16 protein-coding genes are annotated in these 23,820 nt (G+C 50.7%); 11 read left to right on the plus strand and 5 right to left on the minus strand.

Translation table 11 applies throughout. The features are described 5' to 3' along the window. Positions 1-561 precede the first annotated feature (561 nt). From rpoB to SH451x_RS23935, 4 genes are all read left to right on the plus strand, one after another. Complete coding sequence (gene rpoB / locus SH451x_RS23920) at positions 562-4,281, plus strand: DNA-directed RNA polymerase subunit beta (protein ID WP_479359795.1); 3,720 nt, start codon at positions 562-564, stop codon at positions 4,279-4,281. Between the two features lie 67 nt (positions 4,282-4,348). Next, positions 4,349-8,779, plus strand: a complete 4,431-nt coding sequence (rpoC, locus tag SH451x_RS23925) for a DNA-directed RNA polymerase subunit beta' (protein WP_479359796.1) — start codon at positions 4,349-4,351, stop codon at positions 8,777-8,779. A gap of 87 nt (positions 8,780-8,866) precedes the next feature. Beyond that, a complete protein-coding gene (locus SH451x_RS23930; RefSeq protein WP_479359798.1) occupies positions 8,867-10,780 on the plus strand; it encodes a hypothetical protein in 1,914 nt (637 codons plus the stop codon). After that, the gene (locus SH451x_RS23935) at positions 10,777-11,433 is read left to right on the plus strand and encodes a hypothetical protein (RefSeq protein WP_479359800.1); all 657 of its coding nucleotides are present in this window, start codon (positions 10,777-10,779) and stop codon (positions 11,431-11,433) included. The genes SH451x_RS23930 and SH451x_RS23935 overlap by 4 nt, the downstream gene beginning before the upstream one ends. A gap of 74 nt (positions 11,434-11,507) precedes the next feature. Here the strand turns inward: SH451x_RS23935 and SH451x_RS23940 are convergent, their stop codons facing one another. Continuing rightward, positions 11,508-11,879: a response regulator gene (locus tag SH451x_RS23940; RefSeq protein ID WP_479359801.1), complete on the minus strand. Its 372-nt coding sequence runs from the start codon at positions 11,877-11,879 to the stop codon at positions 11,508-11,510. A 392-nt stretch (positions 11,880-12,271) separates the two neighbouring features. On the opposite strand from SH451x_RS23940, the gene SH451x_RS23945 reads away from it, so the two are divergent. After that, complete coding sequence (locus SH451x_RS23945; protein WP_479359803.1) at positions 12,272-13,537, plus strand: phenylacetate--CoA ligase family protein; 1,266 nt, start codon at positions 12,272-12,274, stop codon at positions 13,535-13,537. 94 nt (positions 13,538-13,631) lie between these two features. Next, the gene (locus tag SH451x_RS23950; RefSeq protein WP_479358450.1) at positions 13,632-14,432 is read left to right on the plus strand and encodes an IS5 family transposase; all 801 of its coding nucleotides are present in this window, start codon (positions 13,632-13,634) and stop codon (positions 14,430-14,432) included. A 34-nt stretch (positions 14,433-14,466) separates the two neighbouring features. On the opposite strand, the gene SH451x_RS23955 is transcribed toward SH451x_RS23950, so the two are convergent. Further along, positions 14,467-15,840, minus strand: a complete 1,374-nt coding sequence (locus tag SH451x_RS23955; protein WP_479359804.1) for a hypothetical protein — start codon at positions 15,838-15,840, stop codon at positions 14,467-14,469. A gap of 89 nt (positions 15,841-15,929) precedes the next feature. Further along, entirely contained in the window at positions 15,930-17,051 is a 1,122-nt protein-coding gene (locus SH451x_RS23960) for a vWA domain-containing protein (protein ID WP_479359805.1), read from the minus strand. Positions 17,052-17,284: 233 nt separating this feature from the next. On the opposite strand from SH451x_RS23960, the gene SH451x_RS23965 reads away from it, so the two are divergent. After that, positions 17,285-17,857: a thermonuclease family protein gene (locus SH451x_RS23965; RefSeq protein WP_479359806.1), complete on the plus strand. Its 573-nt coding sequence runs from the start codon at positions 17,285-17,287 to the stop codon at positions 17,855-17,857. Positions 17,858-17,961: 104 nt separating this feature from the next. On the opposite strand, the gene ypfJ is transcribed toward SH451x_RS23965, so the two are convergent. Beyond that, complete coding sequence (gene ypfJ, locus SH451x_RS23970; RefSeq protein ID WP_479359807.1) at positions 17,962-18,846, minus strand: KPN_02809 family neutral zinc metallopeptidase; 885 nt, start codon at positions 18,844-18,846, stop codon at positions 17,962-17,964. 180 nt (positions 18,847-19,026) lie between these two features. Between ypfJ and SH451x_RS23975 the strand changes: the two genes are divergently transcribed. The 4 genes from SH451x_RS23975 to SH451x_RS23990 all read left to right on the plus strand — a co-directional run bounded on the left by SH451x_RS23975 (position 19,027) and on the right by SH451x_RS23990 (position 22,687). Continuing rightward, the gene (locus SH451x_RS23975) at positions 19,027-19,563 is read left to right on the plus strand and encodes a gamma carbonic anhydrase family protein (RefSeq protein ID WP_479359808.1); all 537 of its coding nucleotides are present in this window, start codon (positions 19,027-19,029) and stop codon (positions 19,561-19,563) included. Positions 19,564-19,712: 149 nt separating this feature from the next. Then, positions 19,713-20,777: a dTDP-glucose 4,6-dehydratase gene (gene rfbB, locus SH451x_RS23980; protein WP_479359809.1), complete on the plus strand. Its 1,065-nt coding sequence runs from the start codon at positions 19,713-19,715 to the stop codon at positions 20,775-20,777. 83 nt (positions 20,778-20,860) lie between these two features. Continuing rightward, entirely contained in the window at positions 20,861-21,745 is an 885-nt protein-coding gene (gene rfbA / locus SH451x_RS23985; RefSeq protein WP_479359810.1) for a glucose-1-phosphate thymidylyltransferase RfbA, read from the plus strand. Positions 21,746-21,751: 6 nt separating this feature from the next. Further along, entirely contained in the window at positions 21,752-22,687 is a 936-nt protein-coding gene (locus SH451x_RS23990; RefSeq protein ID WP_479359811.1) for an NAD-dependent epimerase/dehydratase family protein, read from the plus strand. A 29-nt stretch (positions 22,688-22,716) separates the two neighbouring features. On the opposite strand, the gene SH451x_RS23995 is transcribed toward SH451x_RS23990, so the two are convergent. Further along, positions 22,717-23,814, minus strand: coding sequence for a glycosyltransferase family 4 protein (locus SH451x_RS23995; protein ID WP_479359812.1), 1,098 nt, complete (start codon positions 23,812-23,814; stop codon positions 22,717-22,719). Positions 23,815-23,820: the final 6 nt, after the last annotated feature.

The raw sequence follows: 23,820 nt of genomic DNA on the forward strand, positions 1-23,820 counted from the left end.
TTCTGGGGCCAAGCTTGCTCAAATCTGCAGTTCGTCGGACCGTCAAATTTGCCTTGCCATTTCAATAACGAAAGTGATACCTGTGAATGCTGGTCGATAGCGGCGAGCGTTTATGACGGTATCCTGTAGCTATCAGCGCACCGGTTTCAGGCATGAATTGCTTGGTAAAACGGTGTTCGAAGCTCGTTTGTTGATAGATTCCACTATGCCACTGCGGACGGATCTGTAGTGCATATGTCACGCCACAACGCTAGCGTTGACATTCAAAAGAGGAAAATAATTTCGTCTCGAGCCGGTTTTCCGGTTTACGAGATGTATTTTGTTACGTTACACTCTTGCCGTGGACTGTGGCTTGGCTGGATCGCAAACTTTTCTCTTCGTGCACGCAATGGCAATCTTTGCGCCGATGCGCACCTGCATTCGCATGGGTTTCGATAGTAATCGGCAACCCATTGTTTTCGGCTGCCTATTCAGAATAGTGCAGCTGGTTTTCTCGCGATTTGCGACTTGCATTTCATAGCAGTTTCTGACCCCAATACTTTTGCGGAGTGACTCCCGTCTATGGCGACAACTTCAAAGCGTCGGCTTGAACCAACAATTGTACGAAGATTCGGTAGTACTCAGACTGCGTTTTCGATACCGAATTTGACAACCCTTCAGACTGCTTCTTATGAAGCGTTTTTGCAGGAAGACACGCCGTCGGACAAGCGTAAGGACGAAGGTCTGGAATCGGTCTTTCAAGAGATCTTCCCGATCGAGAGCTACGACAAGAGCGTGACGCTAGAGTACTTGCGTTACGAGCTCGGCAAACCTCGTTATACGCCTCAAGAGTGCCGTCAGCTGCGTCTGACCTTTGGCAAACCGCTTAAGGTTTGGCTCCGCATCAATCGCGAACAGCCACTTGAGGAAGAAGTGTATTTGGGCGATATCCCCGTCATGTTGGGCGGTGGTGAGTTCATCATCAATGGTGCGGAACGCGTCGTGGTGAGCCAGTTGCACCGGTCGCCGGGCGTTGACTTTGTAGAAGAGACTGAAGGCACGAGTGACCGCAAGGCGCCTAGCTGCCGAATCATTCCAGAACGTGGCTCGTGGATCGAGATCAACGTGACCAAGAAGGATAGCTTGTCGGTTCGTATCGACCAAAGCGGTAAGTTCTCAGTGTTTACGCTCTTGCGAGCAATGAGCCCTGAGTACAGCACTGACGCGCAGCTTCTGAAGACGTTCTATCCAACGTCGGTCGAGAAGATTTCTGGCAAAGCGAGCGTGCCTGCAATCGAAGGTAAAATCGCGGTGGACGATGTTGTCTATCCTTCCAGCAGCGACCGTGCAGGCGAGATTTTGATTGAAGCTGGCCAGAAGATTTCGGCCAACATGGCTGAAACTCTTTGCACCTCTGGTGTGAAGTCGATCGAAGTCATGCCGGCCCCTCGGAACTCGTACATCTTGAATTCGCTGGCGGAAGATAACACAAGCAGCCATGAAGAAGCGCTCTTGAGAATCTATCAGCGGCTTCGTCCTGGCAATCCGCCACAACTGGAAAAGGCTCGCACGCTTTTCCATGAGAAGTTCTACGACGATTCGCGTTATCGTTTGGGACGTGTAGGACGCTTTCGCATCAATCGCAAGTTGGGTTTGAACGTTCCTGAAGACGTAATGACTTTGCGAGCCGATGACTTGGTTGCCTCGGTCAAGTATTTGACGGATCTATTTGATCAGGACAGTTCGGCAGAGTTTGATGACATTGACCACCTTGGCAATCGTCGCCTGCGAACAATCGACGAACTCGCATGTGAAGAACTGCGTAAGGGGTTCTTGAAACTGCGTCGTACGGTGCAAGAACGCATGGGGATGAAGGAAGTCGAGGACATGACGCCACGCTCTCTGGTGAACCCCAAGAGCATCTCGGCGGCAATCGATTACTTCTTTGGTCGGGGTGAGCTTTCGCAGGTCGTCGACCAGACCAATCCGCTCTCGCAGCTAACGCACGAACGACGTTTGTCGGCGTTAGGACCAGGCGGACTAAATAGAAAACGTGCTGGCTTTGAAGTCCGCGACGTTCACATTTCGCACTACGGTCGTATCTGCCCTATCGAGACGCCTGAAGGTACGAACATCGGTCTTATCAGTTCGTTGTCGATTTACGCAGGAATCGACGAGTATGGTTTCTTGATCACGCCTTATCGCAAAGTCGCCGAGGGAATCGTTACTGACGAAGTCGTTTGGTTGCGAGCCGATGAAGAAGCGGACTCCTACATCGCTCCGGCGGATACCGAAGTTAAAGATTCGGCTCTCGTGCAGGGCCCAGGTCTTATCGCTCGTCACCGCAGCGATTTCGAAATCGTGCTGCCGGGTCAAGTTCAATATATGGACATTGCGCCCAGCCAGATGATTGGTGTATCGGCTGGTTTGATTCCGTTCCTCGAGCATGACGATGCTAACCGCGCGTTGATGGGCTCTAACATGCAACGCCAAGCTGTGCCGTTGCTGGTTGCTGAGCCGCCGATTGTAGGTACGGGTATGGAGAAAGTCGTCGCGGAAAATAGTTCGATGGTGGTTCGCGCCAAGCGAGCTGGCAAGGTGACTTATGTCGATGCAACCCGCATCGAAGTTGGGTCCGACATTTACGAGCTGAAGAAATACCAAGGCTTGAATGAACGCACATGCCTCAATCAGAAGCCAATTGTCAAGCTAAACGACAAAGTGGAAAAGGGCCAAATTATTGCGGACGGGGCCTCAACGTTCCAAGGTGAATTGGCACTGGGTCGCAACGTACTGGTTGGATTTATGTCGTTCGACGGCTTCAACTACGAAGATGCAATTATCCTTAGCGAAGAGCTCGTCAAGAACGACACATACACTTCGATTCATATTGAAGAGTTCGATGTCGAAATTCGCGAAACCAAGCTTGGTCGCGAAGAGTTCACTCGGGACATTCCGAACGTTAGTGAAAAGGCATTACGAAACTTGGATGAGAGCGGCATTGTCCGCATCGGTACTTACGTTCATCCAGGCGACATTCTGGTCGGTAAAGTTTCGCCAAAGAGCAAAACAGAGCTAACGCCAGAAGAGAAGCTTCTTCATGCGATTTTCGGACGGGCGGGTGAAGATGTTAAGAACGATTCACTGGAAGTGAGTTCGGGCGTCGAAGGTATTGTCATCGACACTCAGAAATTTTCCCGCCGGATGAGTCTGTCTGAGGAAGAGCGACGTGAATTCGAGCGTGACTTGAAGAAGCTGGAAACTGAAGGCAATGAAAGTATTGCTCAAGCGTTTTCAGCTTTAGCTGATGCATTGCAACAAGTGATTGGTGGCAAGCTTACGGACGAAGATGGCACTCCGTTAACCGGCGGGCATGATCCGAAGTTCCTAGCCGAAAAAGCACAGACCTTCAACTTGTCTCGCTTGTTGAATCGAATCGACGCTGCGTTACATTCCGAAGTCAAGTCGGTGCATAAGCAATACTGGCCTGCAGTGGAAAGTGCTTTAGACATTCGCGATCGAAATGTTAATAGCATGAAACGCGGCGACGAGCTGCGAAGCGGTGTCTTGCAAATGGTTCGCGTGTACATTGCGACCAAGCGAGTAATCAGCGTTGGTGACAAGATGGCAGGACGTCACGGTAACAAAGGGGTTATCTCGAAGGTGCTACCGGTTGAAGACATGCCTTTCTTGCCAGATGGTACTCCACTGCAGATTCTTTTGAATCCGTTGGGCGTTCCTTCGCGTATGAACGTCGGTCAGATTCTCGAGACGCACTTGGGCTGGGCTGGTGCCAATAGTGGCTTCCAAGCGATTACGCCTGTGTTCGACGGAGCAACCGAAGACGACATTAACGATGCTTTGGAAGCTGCTGGCTTGCCTCGTCACGGAAAGATTCGTCTAACCGACGGGCGCACCGGAGCTCCGATGGATCAAGAGACGACTGTTGGTTACATCTACATGCTCAAGCTTCACCACTTGGTTGATGACAAAGTGCATGCTCGAAGCACTGGTCCTTACTCGCTGATCACACAACAACCGTTGGGTGGTAAGGCGCGATTTGGTGGCCAGCGATTCGGGGAAATGGAAGTTTGGGCACTGGAAGCGTACGGTGCGGCTTACATTCTGCAAGAACTGCTCACTGTGAAGAGTGATGACGTAGAAGGACGGACCAAGATTTATGAATCGATGGTCAAGGGAGAGAACACCCTGGAAGCAGGTACGCCAGCTAGCTTCGATGTTCTCACGAACGAAATCCGAGGTCTTGCGTTGAACATGCGATTGGAGAAGAGAGCTCTCTAGTTTTTCAATCGCACTTCGTTTTACTCAACATCCTCAATAGAACTCATTACATCGACAGGGAAAACTCATGGCCACTGCGGAAAACACTTACGACCGCGTTAATGACTACACCTCGGTCAAGATTTCGCTCGCTCGTCCTCAAGACATTCGCTCTTGGAGCTTTGGCGAAGTAAAGAAGCCAGAAACGATTAACTACCGAACCTATCGTCCCGAAAAAGACGGTTTGTTTTGCGAACGGATTTTTGGTCCAGAGAAGGACTGGGAATGCGCGTGCGGTAAGTATCGCGGCATGAAGTACAAGGGCATGATCTGCGATCGTTGCGGCGTTAAAGTCACACACAGTCGCGTTCGCCGTAAACGAATGGGACACATTGAGCTTGCGGCTCCGGTTGTCCACATTTGGTTCTTCAAGGCAATGCCAAGCCGTCTTGGTAACCTCTTGGAAATGAAGACCACTAGCCTTGAGAAGATCATCTATTTCCAAGACTATGTGGTTACGAACGCCGGTACGACCCCACTGCAAGTCCAGCAATTGCTGACGGATGAAGAGTATCGAGCGGCTAAGGCAGAATATGGCGAAGACGCGTTCGAAGCCGAAATGGGTGCAGAAGCTGTTCGCAAATTGCTGATGAACCTCGACCTCGTTTCGCTCTCCGAGCAGTTGCGAATCGAAATGTCGGAGACGAACAGCAAGCAACGCAAGAAAGATCTGATCAACCGTCTCAAGCTTGTTGAATCGATTCGCGACAGCGATAACCGACCTGAATGGATGGTTCTCGAAGTCATCCCGGTTATTCCGCCTGACTTGCGTCCGCTGGTATTGCTCGATAGCGGTAACTTCGCGACCAGCGATTTGAACGATCTTTATCGTCGTATTATCAACAGAAACAACCGCTTGCGCAAGCTTGTCGACTTGAATGCACCTGAAGTTATTATTCGCAACGAAAAGCGAATGTTGCAACAGTCAGTTGATGCATTGTTCGATAACAACCGCTGCAAGCGACCCGTGTTAGGTTCCAGCTCTCGCCCACTTAAGAGCTTGACTGACATGATCAAGGGCAAGCAAGGTCGGTTCCGCGAAAACCTACTTGGAAAACGCGTCGACTATTCGGCACGTAGCGTCATCGTGGTAGGCCCTCGGCTGAAGCTTCACCAATGCGGTTTGCCAAAGAAGATTGCTTTGGAGCTTTATCAGCCGTTCATTATTCGCAAGCTGAAGGAACTCGGTCACGCCGATACGATTAAGTCTGCGAAGAAGATGCTTGAGCGCAAGGACGAAGAAGTTTGGGATATTCTTGAACAAGTAATCCGCAACCATCCAGTATTGCTCAACCGAGCCCCTACCCTGCACCGCATGGGTATCCAGGCGTTCGAGCCGATTTTGGTGGAAGGCAACGCAATTCACTTGCATCCACTGGTTTGTAAGGGATTTAACGCGGACTTCGACGGCGACCAAATGGCAGTACACTTGCCTTTGTCGATTGAAGCTCAAGTTGAAGCTCACACGCTGATGATGAGCACGCACAATATTTTCGCTCCGTCAAATGGTAAGCCGATTATGTCGCCTTCCCAGGACACGGTCATGGGTTGCAACTATATCACCGTTGAGAAAGCGGACTGCAAGGGCGAAGGAATGATCTTTGCCACGACGCAGGAAGCTGACTTTGCGCATAGCCAAGGCATCATCGAGCTGCATGCACGGATTAAGGTTCGTTTACCAGCACATCGCCGGTTGAAGACGGAAGATGGCTCAGGCAAGTTCGGCGCGGTTGTACAAACAACATACGGCCGGATTTTGTTCAATTCGATCCTGGCTCCAGGTATGGATTATTACAACCTGACGCTCAAGAGCGGTGACTTGGCTACCGTTATTAGCGACTGCTACCAGAACTTAGGTCGACGCGCAACGATTCGATTGCTTGACGACATGAACCAATTGGGCTTCCGTGAATCGACGCGCAGCGGTTTGTCGTTCGGTACCGACGACTTGATCACTCCCGATTCGAAGACCAAGCACATCGCCGAAGCTGACAAGAAGGTGATGAACTACAAGAAGAACTACGATAAAGGTCTTATCACTGGCCAAGAGCGTTACAACCAGGTAATTGATACGTGGACAAACACTCGCGAATTGATCACGAAAGACATGCTCGCGGCCATGGAGCATGATACGCACCGAGGCACGTGGTATGTTAACCCTGTGTTCTTGATGGCGTCCTCCGGTGCTCGCGGTGGTATCGCACAGATCAGCCAGTTGGCTGGCATGCGTGGTCTGATGGCGAAACCGACTGGTGAAATCATCGATACTCCGATCAAAGCTAACTTCCGCGAAGGTCTGTCGGTATTGGAGTACTTCAGTTCGACGCACGGTGCTCGTAAAGGTTTGGCCGATACCGCACTCAAGACGGCTGACTCCGGTTACCTGACTCGTAAGCTTGCAGACGTTGCGCAGAACGTGGTTGTCACGATGCACGACTGCAGTACAACGCAAGGTATTACGAAGGGAATCATTTACCGCGGTGAGAAGGTGGAAGTCCGCTTGGCTGATGCAATTATCGGTCGCGTGAGCCGTCAAAACATCGTGAACTTGGTTACGGAAGAAGTGATAGTTCGCGAAAACGATATGATCACTCGAGAAGCAGCCCGTAAGATTGAAGAGATGGGCTTGGAGAAAATCCAAGTTCGTTCTCCGATGACCTGCGATGCTCCGTTAGGCGTATGCCGCTGTTGCTATGGTATGGACATGAGTACCGGTTCCATGGTCGAAGAGGGCATGGCTGTTGGTATCATCGCTGCACAAAGCATCGGTGAGCCTGGTACTCAGTTAACGATGCGTACATTCCATATCGGTGGCGTGGCGACCGGTGGTGTAGAAGAGTCCGACATCAAGTGTAAGCGTGGTGGTATCATCGGTCTGACACGTATGCGCGTCGTGCGAAACGAAGAAGGCTTCGATATCGTTCTGACGCGAAACAGTGAGATCTTGGTCTTGGATAACAAAGGCCGTGAACTTGAGAAATATGACGTCCCAACGGGTGCACGTCTTGCCGTCAAGGAAGGCCAAGAAGTTGAAAAGGGACAAGTTCTTTGCGAATGGAATCCGCACAAGATTCCGATCCTTGCAGAAGTCAGCGGTAAGGTTCGCTACGACGACGTGATCGAAGGCGAAACGATGCGCATGGAAAAGGATCCAAGCGGAAACCTTCGACGTGTGATCATCGACCATCGCGGTAACTTCCACCCGCAAATCGTCGTCGAAGACAAAGACGGTAAGCCGTTGGATGTCTACTTCTTGCCGGAAAAAGCGGTTGTTATTATCGCAGAAGGCAAGATGGTCTCGGCCGGTACGGAAGTGGCGGAAATGCCTCGTGAAGCAACCGGTGTTAGCGATATTACGGGAGGTCTGCCGCGGATTACAGAAATCTTTGAAGCACGAAAACCAAAAGAGCCAGCGGTTGTCGCCGAGTTGGACGGTATCGTTGAAATTTCGAAGGAAAAGAAACGCGGTAAGCGAGCGATTATCGTCAAGAGCGAAAGCGGTAAAGAAGTAGAACACTTGGTTCCGCCAGGGAAACGCTTCCTTGTCCACTCAGGCGACATCGTCAAGGCTGGACAAGCGATGATCGAAGGCCCTTTGGTGCCTCACGACATCCTTCGCGTTAGTGGCGAAGAAGCTGTTCAGCAATACCTGCTGCACGAAGTTCAACAGGTCTATCGCAGCCAGCGTGTAGAAATCAACGACAAGCACGTCGAGACGATTATCGCGCGAATGCTTCGAAAGATTAAGATCGAAAATCCTGGCGATACAAGCCTCTTGTCTGGACTTGTTGTCGACCGATTCGAACTTCGTCGCGTTAATGATGAACTAGGCAAGTCGCTCAAGATCACCGATCCAGGTGATAGTGAATTTTCGCTCGGAGCAATCGTTCCGAAGGAAGCCGTCGAACAATCGAATAGCCAGATCGAAGCACTCGGAGGCAAGCCTGCAAAAGGCAAGAAGCCTAAGCCAGCGACCGCGTCTGTTCAGTTGCTTGGTATTACCAAGGCGTCGGTTCAGAGCAACAGCTTTATCTCGGCAGCCAGCTTCCAAGAAACCACTAAGGTTCTGACTGAAGCTGCACTGGCAGGCAAAGTTGACCGTTTGGTGGGTTTGAAAGAAAACGTGATTCTCGGTCACTTAATCCCTGCCGGAACCGGTTTCCGTGTGTTCCAGGACTCCGAAGTTAGCTATCGCCGTGAAGCTTTGGAAGAACTGGTTAATCGAGGAACCGCGGCGATGCAGGATAGCTTCCCGTTGCTGGAAAACGCGCCGACCCTACGGTTGGAAGACATCAATCCAGAACCAGAAGCAGATGTGATGGATGATTCCCCGGCCACGGAGAACCGACTGCAAGAGTTGGTTGCAGAAAGCTCTTCAGACGAAGACATGGAAGCCTCGGCATCACCTGAAGAGGCCCAGGACACTTCCGATGTTTCGCAAAATCCGAATGAGTCCTAATCGTCTTGATCGTAACTGTCATTGCTAGATAATAGAAAACGTGGAAGCGATGCCTTCCACGTTTTTTGTGCGCTCGAGGGAAAATTCATGTCCAATCGACCTAGTGATCCCTTTTGCTTGAGCAACCGAACTCGTCTGGTACCTGTTGTAAACAGCGACGGGTCTTATGCGCGGGCCATGGAACGCTGGCTGCTGAATACGCGGTGCGATTGTCTCTTGATACCGCTTCCAGAATCTTTTCGCGAGCAGGTACTTGCCGCGGTGGCAGATCTACCCAATGTGTCGGCGGTCATCCAAGTCGAAGAAAAGCAGTGGTTGGCTCGTGAAGACGGATCCAATTGGCATGAAGACGACAGTGAAGCATACGCTGATGACGACGCTCGCCGAGCGTTCTACGTGCCGATCGATCCATGCCAAGCAGTAATCGCCGCCATTCGATTCGCGATAGGCGAGCACATTCCTATTCGCTTCATCGATTCTCCTTCGCTACATTTCACTCCTTGCACATCGGTCACTTCAGATGCCTATGCGTTGAGGCATTGTGAGCTGGAGACGTTTGCGGCTGCGATGCTGCCTGCAATTCCGCCACTTGCGAGTCGACATCAATCCGAGCGAGTTGCCTTTCTAGCGTCTCAGATCCATCGGGCTGAGATAGATTACAGCGAAATTGTTTGCCTGTGCCCAATGGCGATGTGGCCATGGCTACGTCGCACATATCAAGAGAATATCCGCGCGGTTTCGCCCGACGGGTTCGAGGAAACGGAACCCGCTTTTACAGCGCAGGTCGACGAGCAGACGCTTTTGTTTTTTCTTGCCGAGCTTCCGTTTGCCACCAGCATTCACGAACAGTTTCGTCTAAGGGGCGATACGGATGTAGAATCGGCATCGATCGATTACTTAAAACACTTACTGATCACGGCCAGACAAACCTATAAAGCTGATCTTCGAGACCGTGCACGCAAAATTCCTCCGTTGATGCTGAACCAGTGCATCCAATACATTCGCAATTTAACGTTGCTTGACCGTCGCTTAAGCCCTGATTTCTATACCATCCTGGTTGCATGCAAACAGATCGTCGGCGATCAATATGCGATTCACGTAATCGAAGCTGCCAAGCAATACTCCTTCTTTGAATACCGCAACATCCCAACCGTTCGTTATGGCGTTTCTAATATAGAGATGCCAGATGGTGAGCTGTGCAAAGGAATTAATCGCTTGGACAGCCCCGACCTTCAATGGCGTACCATCGACTTAAATCCCAAGCCAAAGAAGATCGAATCAACGAAATGGGCCATGCAATGGAATCCTTTTTCGCAATGTTCATGGCCGCCTGAAGACAAGGCAATTGAATCGTTCCGAACACGCCTCATCGAAAGAGCACAAACAGCGATATCCTCTGATTTGGCACAAAGCGAAAAGTTCAGCACATCGATTATGGATGGAATCGATATTCGTGAAACGCTTCGGCACTGGTATGACGCGGACATCTACGTGAAGCGCATTCCACCCTCGATTGGCAAGCTCGACGCGTGCGTGATGCTGTTTGATGTCCCGGCCGACCCACGCCGGTATCCTTGGAGATCGACTTGGTTTGCCGAACATCAAGAAGAGTCAACCTTGGCGTTCTACGCAACCAATTTCCGAGAGGAGATGCTGGGGCCGGGAGTCGCTTTATCAACATATGGTGGCGCAATGTTTCTTTATCCACCACGGTATATCGAAGACATTTGGCAAGACGACCGACTTGATTTTTGTGATACGCTCGAGCAGCGACTAATCGCCGGAGCATGCCTTAATTCTCAGTCGCGACATGTTGTTGTGTTATCTTCGACAGCGATTACGCTTTCATGGAGAAAGACCGCCAAACGTTTTGGTAAGCGACTAGTTCATCTTCCGATGAGCAAATTTAGTGACGCCACGATTCAACAGTTGCGTATGTTTCATGTCTTGAACGGCAAGAACGTGCGAAGCTATGCTTCCCATTTTATTCGTCGCGTATGAGTCGGCCTAATCCCTTCAGCAGCCGTTTTATTCGCCCCGGCGCAATCAAATATTTTTTCGCGTTAGACGGCTCGTCCAGCTCCATCGGTGGGGAAAAAATTCTCGCGCTCGACGATTTGGTCGCTACGATGCTCGATTCGCCATCACGGAATTTCTGCGTCGTAGGCCCGCATGGAACAGGAAAATCAACGCTGCTTCATCACCTCCATCTCAGCCTACTGGACAATGGAGTCGACTGTCATTTACGGCAGTTGAACACAGAGTGCCGCAGTATTGGTAAGCTTCCCAAATCAGCAAAGAGCAAGAAGTGCAACCGCATACTGATTGTCGATGGCTACGAACAGCTTCGTTGGGCAAGTCGATTCAAACTACGATTCTTTAGTTTTGACCGGAGTTCGAAAGTCGTGATTAGCACGCATGAGTCGGCGCCGCGAGGCTACCAAGAGCTTTATCGAACAAGACGCTCTGAGAATACCGACCAGCTCGTAGTGGAACATTTGCTGGCGCATACGAAGCTCAAGACAGCTGAACTTCTCAACAGCCCAACATGGCGAAATTCTTGCGAAAATCGCGGGGAAAATTTGCGAGAATCACTCTTCGACGCCTATGACTGGTGCGAAAACCGGGCTGACTTGGAAGCCACCAATCGCTAGCGAGAAAACATTGCAGTAGCTTCCGGAACGCCGATACAGCGGTCGAACCTTTCCCCATAGATTCAGACGGCCAATTAGGCTAGGAATTTTCGCAATCGTTCCTGAGTTTCTGGGTTGCGAAGAGCCAGTTTTCCAAAGCCATATTCTGCCCCCTTTTGTACTGCATCTTGCTGGTAATCGTCCATATTTGTCACCAGCATGGCAGGTATTTCAGAAAAGCGAGCATCCGCCTTAATCGCGGTCAAAACGTCAATGCCGTCCGTATAATCCACATCCAATTTTCGGTTGACCAGGATTAGGTTGACGTGCTTACTCTGAAGGATCTCGATCGCATCCGCTTTGGCATCGGCCTGCAGCACCTCCGCATCGAAGTTAGATTGCAGCATCGAACGTAGCGCGTTATGGTCTGGTCCACAGTTACCGATGTCTAAAACGCATTTCTTCATGATCTGGACTGATACTCTTTGTCGGATTTGGGGTTTAACGCAGTATCTTCGGACTTCGCATTGTATTGTTGGCGGGTAGTCGAACTGCATGGAGTCTGCGATTTGTCGAGAACGCACACACGACGATACGTTCAATGTAACCTAGGGCTGTTCTATTTTTAAGTTGAAACGATGTTTTAGTATACCTGTCAGCCTAGCGAAGAATGGATTCCACAGTGTTGATAGTTCAACCTAGTTTCATCCACCATGTCGCAGTGTGATAGAAGTGCTGCAAAACCTTCCACCATTGATATTCGATCTAGTATTTTGCACATTCTGAAAGGGCGTTCCGCATTAAATCTGACAAGACAAATTCTTTCGCGCGGGACTTGGCAAACCGTACGAACCTTCGCATGTTCAGCCGTGAACGACTGCAGGCATACCAGCTTGAGAGGCTACAAAAGTTGCTTGCCGAGGTTATGCCTAAAAATGCGTTCTACCAGGAGTTGTATGGATGCAAAGAGCTGAAGATTGAGTCCTTGGAAGACTGGTCCCAACTTCCTTTGCTTGACAAGAAAGCGGTCCAAGGGGATTCCAAGACTGATTTTGCGGCCCACCACACCTTTGAGCGAAGTGTCTATAACCGCTTGCATCGAACCAGTGGCACGCGTGGAAGGCCAATGATTGTCTTGGACACAACGGACGACTGGCAGTGGTGGTTGGATACGTGGCAATATGTTTGGGACGCGGCCCAGGTGACTCTGCGCGATACGATTTTCATGGCCTTTTCGTTTGGCCCATTTATCGGTTTTTGGAGCGCCTTTGAAGCCGCCGTACAACGCGGTTTGAAAGTTGTCCCAGGGGGTGGTTTAACCACGGCGGCTCGGTTGGATTTGTTGAAAGCATCGGGCTCCAGCGTCCTCTGTTGTACGCCGACGTACGCACTCCACCTAGCCGAAGAAGCGTTGCGATCTGGTATCGATCCTCGCCGCATGGGAATTCGGACGATCATTGTCGCAGGGGAACCGGGGGGATCCATTCCAACCGTTCGCTCGCGAATCCAAGCGGTGTGGGATGCTACCGTTGTTGATCATGCCGGGGCAACTGAAGTCGGGCCTTGGGGATGCGGAACTCCGGGCGGACGCGATCTTTGGGTTATCGAATCGGAGTTTATCGCCGAGTTCTTGCCGATTGAAGCTAGCGTAAACGTCGAGATGCTCCCAAACGACAGCGCTCCTCAGTTGTATGAACTAGTCCTTACGTCACTTGGTCGCGCAGGAGCACCGGCATTGCGATTTCGCACAGGAGATATCGTGACGCCTATTCTAGCTCCTGCGCATCGCTGCAATTTTGTCAGGCTTGTGGGCGGTATTCTCGGCCGTGCTGACGATATGCTGATTATCCGCGGCGTTAACGTGTTTCCAAGCAGCATCGAAGCGATTCTACGTGAATTTGATTCCGTTTCCGAGTTTCGTATCATTGCCACCAAACGCGGTGAGATGGATCATTTGGTTGTGGAGGTTGAAGACGCCAGGCATGAACCCCATCGCATTGAAGACCAGTTTGCAATTCAACTTGGCTTGAGAATTGAAGTCAAGGACTGCGAAGATGGCTCGCTTCCTAGAACCGATGGCAAAGCGAATCGGTTCATCGACCAACGCGAGCAGAAACGCTCTTGATCGAAGCCGCAAAAGTCTAAGAGGCTAACAAAAAACTTGCCTAACGTTCGTTTGGCACAGGGTTTGCGCCAGCCATGAATTCAAGGAGAATATCATGGCTAAGAATATTATACCGGACGATTTACTGAGATTCATTTTAGCTGAACTGCCGCCGTTGCCAGAATCTACCAGTGATGGTGGTCGACGACCGATCGAGCATGAGGTGGTAGTGCGGGTAATTTGGCATGTGCTGACGACCGGCTGCCGCTGGGCAGATGTCCCGTTGGAGATGGGATGTTGCGGTGAGACCGCTCGATCGCGTTTGCGCCTTTGGCAGTCCACGGGAATTTGGGAGCGTATCCATAAGAAGATTCTCAATAAGCTCAATGCAGCGAAGCGGTTGCATCACGAAGTAGCGATCATCGATTCGACTCTGACGCGAGCTTTTGGAGGCGGGGCCAAGAGTGGTCCCAATCCGACCGACCGTGCAAAACCGGGGACTAAGCACACTTTGATGGTGGACGCTAACGGAGTTCCTCTCGCGGTTCGAGTGGTCGGTGCTAATGTGCCTGACGTGAAAGAACTCGTCAAAACTGTCGTCGAATTTCCGCAGATTGGTGGTCGAAGGGGACGCCCACTAACGCATCCCAAGCAAGTCATCGCCGATGCAGGATACGACGATAATTCGGGACGAAAGCTTCTGGAGTGGATAGGTATTGAACCCAAGATTCGAAGGCGTCGCGAGAAACATGGCAGCCATTTAGGCAAAGTGCGATGGGTCGTGGAACGAACCATTTCGTGGTTCAAGGGATTAAGACGGCTTCGCTTTCGCTATGATCGAGATGCAATCATGATTGATGCTTGGGCAAAACTCGCCGCTGCCGTCATTACTTTTCGCATCTTTGATAATCTATAAATCCTTTTTTCAAACTCCAGTTTTTTGTTAGCCTCTAAGGGAAAATGTAACGTAGCAAGTTGCGTATATACTGACCTTGAACGTACGCCTTGGGCTGGCCGAATACTCCCCGCCCAATGTTAACATTGTACCGCTCTTGATGCGCAAATCCGAACAGCGGCCGAAATCCGCTATTGTTGGAAGAATACAGCTGCGGCGCTTGACCGGGCGTGATCGTAGCCGGCGCAGTAAAGCCTGGAACAGCGCCGTAACTTCCAACTGGAACTAATGGTCCCGGTTGACTCATTGGCGCGTAGCCTGTATTGCAAGGATCAGCGGCGTACGAATAGGAAACGGGAGCCACCATGTAGGAGGCATCGAATTGGCAGGGCCCTTCAGACACAAACGGTGCCCCACTCACAACCGGCGCAGTCCTTTGATAAGTAGGCACCGAATCGTATGTGCTCGATGGCGTCGAACTACTAAATGGAACGACATTCGAGTTCGGTAGACTGCTATTGGGGATAGAGGGTGAAGAGTTCGGAAGTACATCTGCAGTTGTTGGGCTACCAAAACTAGGTGGAGCTGACAATGTGCTTGGTGACGATGGGGGCGGCGCGAAAGCACCACCTGAACTCAAACTTGGGATACTCGAAGCATCTTGAAACGCCGCCGGCTGTACACTCGATTGCTCTGGAGCATTCAAGGGCAACGAAGGTGTTGCACTTGCCTCAGAGTCCGACTGCAGTGAGGCAAGACGCCCCACGGGGCGGAGACGCGTTAGCCGCTCGTTTTGTCGATTCATTGACGGTGGTTTTTGGCTTATCTGCAGGGTTCCACCGGTAATACTTGCGACTTTCTTAACTAACTCTTCTTCGGACCATTGGTCATCGCTGGCAGTCGGTGATTCCGCTTTCGACTTGATTGGCGTCACTTCATCACATTGAATGTCCGTGTAGGTGTACGGGAGGCATTCGGGCGAGTAGGCGATACCGTTTAAAATAGTATAGCCAGCAGGAATCGCTCCCGAATTTTGCGCGTTGGTGGCAGATCGCTGGCTTGGAGCGGATCCGACTCTGGGCTGCGTCGTGCCGGCATCATCCGCATCGGGCACGTCCACTTGACCATTATCAACTTTGTATTTCGGCGCTTCGATATCAGGTTTTTCCTGACCGCCAGTGATTGATAGTCCAGAAGTCTTTGGCTCCGGAGAGGTATCAGCTGCTGACTCGGCTACAGTGTTCCCTAGCAGTCCAGCCGCGCGAGCAGCAGCGATATCCGACGCTACGTTCCCATCGGTGCGTCGCTGCAACACTGCCCGTACAGGTTTATCTTCTTGTGCGGTTACATAAGACGCTGGAAAACATACTCCAAGCACCGTTAGTGCAAGAAGCTTTCGGTTGTTCTGAATCATTAGTCCCGATTGCATGCGATGATACTCTTGTTGGAATTCAGATCGGCCCGCGTGGACGACTGTCGGCAGGAAACTTGCTTCGATGTTCGATTACTTTAGTTATGTTAGTCTTGTCTGGCAAACTGAGTGACGTCGATGTAGCGATATTTGCCACCGGTCTTACTTGCAAGATCCGCAATCCACTCGCCGCCACCGCTTCGTACACCAACACCAAACTGGATCGTATGGATCGTAGTGCCCGCACGACTCGCTAGATCGCGTACGCGAGCCATCTGATCGCTGCGCAGTGCAGGCTCGTCACCGTCGGTCAGAAAGAACAGCACGCTGGGTTGCAGTTGTAGCCCCATCTCTAAAGCTGGGAGATGGTCGGTGCTACCCGTAGCCTCCACTTTTTGTACATATTCACCGGCGGCTCTCTTATCGACATCACTGGCGAAGATCATTCCGCCCGTGCCTGAAATCGAACCTCGGTAGGGGGTGGCAAATTCACTGTAGAAGATGATTTGGAATTGGTTGACGCGACCAAGCGATTCAATAGAGGCGGCGAGTTCACGCTTAGCTCGTTGCAGCGGCGTCCCATCATATGCATTCATGCTATCGGATCGATCCAAGACATATACAAAGGAGCTGCCTTGCCCTTCGATGCCCATGAACGAGGTCTTGGTCTGAGCCGCATCGCCACGGGTGTCGCCGCCGCTGCCCTCGCCTTGAATCCCCGATGCGCCTGTTGCTCCCGTTGCCTCCGCGGAGACATCGACACCTTGCAATGCCGAATTCAGACTTCCTAACATTTCCGAAATCTGCGCATCGATATTGTTTGAACTGGACGCGCTAGTGGCATTTTCCATCGCGACCGCGAGAGACTCACCCGAGACACTTGGGTCACCGCCGCCTTGTAGCTCGTACTGCACGCCAGCGTTCTGATGGTGTACTAAAGCTATTCCAATCGGCCGATCAGCTACTCCATTGGTGCCACGAACCACTGGCTGCCAGACGAGCGCCAGCGTGACTAGGATGGCAGTATGAATCAACGTGCTGTAGATCCACGACTTGTGTCCCCCTTCCCCACTCCAAGGTTCCAGAGGGACTTTCTCGGTCCTCCGCAATCGTTCAACGTTCTCGTCAGGCATCGCAATCGACTCCGGGAGCACTTGGGAGTCGCGGTCTTGTGCCTGCGATAGGACCCTACGAGGCGATTGTGGTTGTGGACGATCGAAGCTTGCCATGAGCGACCTGGAAAAGACTCAAATATTTGTGGGAACTTCACCGTTTTAGTAGTTCACCAGTTCCCATTGTAGCTTTAAATTTCTCTTAGGACTGGTTTGAAAATATGTGTCCGCCCCCTTTTCAGTTACGATCGCACGCCGAAAGTTCACTTCAAAGCAGATGACTGCAGAAGTCGACGGACCATTTTTTCAGACGTGTAGTTGGTAAAGTTTCATTTTAGACTGGGAAAATCATGAGCCACAAGAATTTTTTTGCATTCACTCGACGCTTTCTCGTTCTTGCCGCCGCTTTTTGCGTGCAATCAAACTTGTCACAGGCAGAAGAAAATTCTGACACCGACAAGGAAGCGAATATTCTCAAGGGAAAGGTAACCAGAGTTATTGATGGCGACTCGATTGTGGTTAAATCCGATAAGGAAGAAGAGACAATCCACCTGGAGGGAATTGACGCACCGGAGTTTAAGCAAGACGGTGGTAAAGAGTCGACCGATTTTCTAAAAAAGCTGGTGAATGGAAAAGAAGTCGAAGTTCGGTGGGAGAATCGTGACAACTACAAACGCATTCTAGGAACCGTGTTCGTCGGTGACGACAAGAACGTTAACCTAGAAATGATCAGCAAGGGCTGGGCTTGGCATTACGAACAATATAGCAAGAGCGATCAATACGCAGCAGCACAGATAGAAGCTAAAGAAGGCAAGCTTGGAATCTGGAAAAAAGAGGAACCAACCGCTCCGTGGGATTTCCGCAAAGACGATCGCAATAAAGACAAGAAAGACAGTAAAGACAAGAAAGATTCTGACGAATAGTTAGAGTAATTTGAAATCACAACAAAACCACGGCCCTGAGTACACTTTACTCAAGGCCGTTTTCTTTTAAATCGTACAAACTGAGGAATGTCGGAAGCGGATGCCTATTGCTGGCCAGTTGCATCCAATTCTGCTTTGGACATTTCGAAAGGTTTCATCATCTGGTTCAAGTCCCCCGACTCGATTCCAGCCGTCAGCCAGAACATTCGCTGCTTGGACGTCCCGTGCGTAAATAGCTGTTCGGGAACACGACCGCCCGTAAGTTTGTCGTCGCCGATTTGCTGTGCAGCATTGATTGCTTCCTCTAAGTCTCCGCGTTCCAATATGGCTTTGGTTTGTTGTGCGTGGTGTATGAAGACTCCAGCCAAATAGTCTGCCTGAAGCTCAGTACGGACACTTAGCAAGTTGGCTTGAGCCTTCGGAGCCCGAGCCCGAAGGTTTTGAACTTGCTGCGAAATCCCCAATTGATTCTGCACATGATGTCCAACTTCGTGTGCGATAACATAAGCCATAGCAAGGTCGCCCTTCGCCTTATGTCGCGTTGCTAATTCATTAAAGAATGACAAATCGAGGTACACATTCGAGTCTCCGGGACAGTAGAACGGACCAACGGAAGAGCCCGCAGTGCCACAAGCAGACTGAACTTGCCCAGTAAACAAAACTAACTTTGGCTCAACGTACCGCTTTTGTAACTGTTGGCGAAATTGTTGATGCCATACGTCTTCGGTATCTTTGAGAACCACGCCTACGAACTGTCGAAGCGGGTCTTTGTCTGGATCAACGGGCGCGTTGTTGGGCCGCTGCCGCTGGTTAACGACAGCCCCCTCACCTGCTTGTTGTAATAACTGCTGCGGGTTTGCACCCAACAGAATAGCAAGGACTAAGATGATGATCGTGCTCACACCGCCGCCGATCGCAAGTCCTCCTGCAGCCGGCATTCCGCGCCGATCTTCGACGTTCGCACTACCCTCGCGGCCTTCCCATCGCATCATTCACCTCTAATGTTTAACAACAAACAAAGTATCGCCAACCTTCGACCGTTCAAAAGCACGCTGCAGAAAGTCAAACCTTGATCAAGCTGGATAACCGGCTAAGCTCAGTTTGGGCGAAAACCTAGTATTGTCGTGTTTCGTCGTCGTGCCAAGCCACCAACGCCAATCGAATTACTTATGAAGAATTCTAGTTCAGCCAGCCTTGATCCGTTCGAATTTCATCCAGAGCTGATCGGCCAAGATGTCTTTGTTGCGAAAACTGCGACAATCACGGGGGAAGTCGCTGTGGGAGACCGTTCGACCATCCTGTTCGGTGCAGTACTGCGAGGGGATACGGCCAAGCTTCAAATTGGCAACGAGTCTAATATACAGGACCTTTGCTGCTTGCATGCGGATCCTGGCCTTCCCTGCACGCTCGGAAATCGAGTCACTGTCGGGCATCGAGCCATCGTCCATGGCGCTACGGTTGCAGATAATGTGCTGATTGGAATAGGTGCCATCGTACTAAATGCAGCCACGATCGGCGAATGGTCGATTATTGCCGCTGGAGCGTTGGTTCCCGAAGGCAAAACAATTCCACCGCGTTCGATGGTCATGGGAATACCCGGCAAAGTAGTCCGGGAAGTCACGGAGGATGAAATAGCAATGATCCGTAGAGCGGCCGACCACTACATCGAAACCGGCCGTCAGTACCGAATACGCGGACGCTTCTGAATATAACGGATGAGCGTACTAATTGGCCAATTGTTTAAGCCGCGGCCAGTACATGCGACCACTAGAATAACTATAGTTGGATTCGTATTCGCGTGGGCACCCATTATTTGATTACGGGTGTCCTGTTGAGCTCCAAGCGGAAGGCAAAAATGAAGATTCTAGTAACCGGAGGTTGTGGATTTATTGGCTCCAACCTCGTGCGTATTCTGTTAAGCCAAACACCTTACTCGGTTGTAAACATTGACAAACTGACGTACGCCGGCAATCCGCGATCGCTGCATGATGTCGATGGATCTCCACGCTACGAGTTTATCCAAGCAGATATCGCCGATTCGGCTTTGATGCGAGAAGTCTTTCACAATGTCCGGCCGGATGCGGTGATGCATCTTGCTGCAGAATCACACGTTGATCGGTCGATTGATGGCCCATCCGAATTTATTCAAACCAACGTGTTGGGCACCTTCAACTTATTGGAAGCTAGCCTCCAACACTTCCGAAGTTTGAAACCTGAAAATCGCGACAAGTTCCGATTTCTGCACGTTTCTACCGATGAGGTGTATGGATCCTTAGGAGATTCCGGCATGTTCACGGAAAACACTCCTTACGACCCACACTCCCCCTACTCTGCTACCAAAGCTGCTTCGGATCATCTAGCCCGCGCTTGGAAAACAACGTACGGCCTTCCCGTGCTTGTGACCAACTGCTCAAACAATTACGGCCCTTATCAGTTTCCCGAAAAACTGCTGCCGCTGATGATTATCAAATGCCTCGCCGAAGAACCCTTGCCAGTATATGGTCAAGGGCTGAACATTCGCGATTGGCTTTATGTAGAAGATCATGTCAACGCTCTAGTTACTGTTTTGGAGCGAGGAACTCCGGGGGAAACGTATAACGTTGGCGGCAATACAGAAGTGCGCAACATTGACTTGGTAAAAGCCGTCTGCGAAATCATGGATGGACTCCGACCTCGCCAGAATGGTGCTAAACACGAAGAGCTCATCAGTTATGTCAAGGATCGGCCCGGTCACGATTTTCGATACGCAATTGACTCTAGCAAAATCCAACACGAACTGGATTGGCAACCACGCTACAAGCTTGAAGAATCTCTGCGAAAAACAGTGGAATGGTACCTGAGCAATAAAGATTGGTGGCAAGCTATCCTTGATGGCAATTATCAATTGGAACGATTGGGCGAATCAACTGCCTCGCGTTAGCCACGGCCTTCGGAACGACACAACACACAACTTCCCTGAGACAATTTCATCAGGACAACCATTTAGTTAGGCATTAAACTACAATGAGGGGTATCATCCTCGCCGGAGGTAGCGGCAGTAGACTCGCGCCGCTTACAGGCGTTATCAGCAAGCAGTTGCTTCCGGTCTACGACAAGCCGATGATTTACTATCCGCTGTCAACATTGATGCTGGCCGGCATTCGAGAAATACTAATAATTTCTACGCCGCAGCATCTGCCGTTGTTTCAGTCGTTGCTCCACGACGGTTCACAGTGGGGAATTAACCTGCAATACAAAGTTCAACCGCACCCAGGTGGACTGGCGCAGGCGTTTACGCTGGGCGAAGATTTTATTGGTGGAGAAACGAGCTGTTTGACCTTGGGGGACAATCTCTTTTATGGCCAAGGATTGATTCAGTTGTTGCGCCGCGCCTCAGGCCTTACCTCTGGTGCGATGGTTTTCGCGTACGAGGTTCGCGATCCTACTTCGTATGGAGTTGTCTCGTTTGACGATAGCGGAAAAGCAATTTCACTGGAAGAAAAACCGACAAATCCAAAATCAAATTTTGCAGTTCCAGGTCTCTACTTCTACGATCAACGTGTATGCGATTTTGCGAAATCGCTCAAACCGTCTAAACGCGGCGAAGTCGAAATCACTGACTTGAATCGCATTTACCTTGACGAAGGAACTCTACAAGTCGAAGTCTTTGGGCGAGGCACGGCGTGGCTTGACACTGGAACGCACGAGAGCCTTCACGACGCGAGTAGCTTTGTCGGGACTATCGAGAAAAGAACGGGGCTCAAAGTCTCGTGCCCAGAAGAGATTGCCTATCGTCAAAACTGGATCTCGCTCGATCAGCTTGGCATGCAAGCCGAAGTTTACAAGAACAGCGACTATGGAATCTATTTGAATCGCCTTCTGACGCAACCGATCAGGCACAAGGGCTAAAGCGGAATGCGACTCACCAATGAAAAACTTCACATCGTGGTGCTAGGTGCCGGGGGCTTCCTGGGCAGCGCAACCACTCGGCATTTGGCTCGACTCGGACACAACGTTACCGCATTTTGGCGTCGACCCAACAGCGACCTTTTGGCTGAACCTAATGTTAAGTCCGTCATAGGAGACCTTAGAGACACGTGGACCTTAGCTGATGCCATACGCGATGCTGATGTCGTCTATCACTTTGCATCAGCCACACATCCAAGTATGTTTTTTGCTAATCCATCGGCCGAATACTGGGAAGCACTCCAGCCGTTGATGGTCATGATGGAAACTGCGGCTCGGAATGGAGTGAAAAAAATCGTTTTCCCTTCGTCGGGCGGGACAATCTATGCCGATAGCAACGCACCTCGTACTGAAGATTCAGCAACGTCGCCGCGTTCACCTTACGCGATCTTTAAGCTTACGGCCGAACAACTGCTTCTTCACGAGGCCAGACAGAATCATTTTTCGGTTGATATCTTCCGAATCGGTAATCCGTATGGGCCCGATCAACGCCCTCGCGCTGGACAAGGTGTTATCGCGCATTGGATTGATGCCATCAAGAATGACAAGCCCATCAAGATCTTCGGTGATGGAACTGCCGAGCGAGACTATATCTATATCGAAGACTTTTGTGAGTTGATTTCGCTCTCGTGCAACAGGCTCACACAATCAGACACTTTTAATCTGGGCACTGGTGTGCCTGTATCGCTGCGAAGCCTACATACTGAATTCGAATCAATCCTCAATCGAAAAATCGATGTCGAGTATATTCCTTCCGGAAGTTCAGCAGCAATTCGGTCGATCGCATTAAATCCACAGCACTTACTTGCTAAGCTTCCCACGTTTTCCTTCACGCCTTTGAGCATAGGTATTGCAGAGACTCTCAAAGCACATCGATTAATCTAGTGAGTTTGCTGCCTATCGAATTCGATAATTTAATTAGTTATTCGCTGATAAACGTTCTCAATCCTGTCAAGCATCCGTTCATACTGAAAATCTTGATCGAATCGAGCTTTACCCGCGTTGCCGAATTCTTGCCGCAGATCGTTGTTCGTCAATAACTTACGTAAGCGATCGGCCAGCACGTCAACTTCTCCGCGGCCAACAAGGTAGCCGGAAACGCCATCCGTAATTTGCTCTGGTATCCCGCCTACCGCGGTACCTATCAATGGCAATCCGGCCCGCATTCCCTCAAGCGTACTTAATGGTAAACCTTCCCAATTGGTGATCAGTAAAAAGATTTGACTCCGAAGCAGAAACTCCGTCGTTGGCTGGGCTCCTACAAATTTCACGCGTCCAGCGATTCCCAACTCTTGCGCAAGCGTTTCCATGGATGGACGAAGCGGACCGTCGCCCAGCAAGTCGATCGTCCATTCCAGGTCTTTCACTTTGGCTAAGCCATGCAGCAGCGTCCGATGATCCTTTTGCTCTTCAAAACGAGCGACCATCACCATGTTAACTGGTGATCGTTGCGGATCTGCCAATCGGGGTTCGGGGAGATTTTGAATGCCATACCAAATGGTTTCGATTTTTGATGGATCAGCGATCCGTTTGCGAAGCCCCATTTGCCGATCGTTTTCACTGCCGCAGAGTATGACATTCCCCCAACTTGAAGCTGCTCGCTCTAACTTCTCGAACACCCAAGCTGCCGTTGGCTTAATACCATCAGTAAACGACCAGCCATGCGCACTGAAAACATTCGGAACGCCACACTTAAAAGCAGCATAACGGCCAAGTAGGCCAGCTTTCGAAGAGTGTGAATGCACTAGGTCAGGCTGCAACTCCTTAATTTTTGCTTTCAGATCGGAAATACACTTCCAATCAGTCCAAGGTCGCACTGGTCGGATCAGCGATAAAATTTTCGTATAAGGCAGTTTCGCATCTTCCAATAGCTGAAAGTAAGGGCCCTGCGCTCCACCGACCAGCACGTGAACTTCGTGACCTCGACGGGCCATCGCAGCCGCAAGATCCCGCACATGCAGTTGAGCTCCGCCGACAGAATCACTGCGGGTTATAATGTAGACGATCTTCATAGTGCT

This window comes from Njordella aestuarii (genome assembly GCF_056494165.1).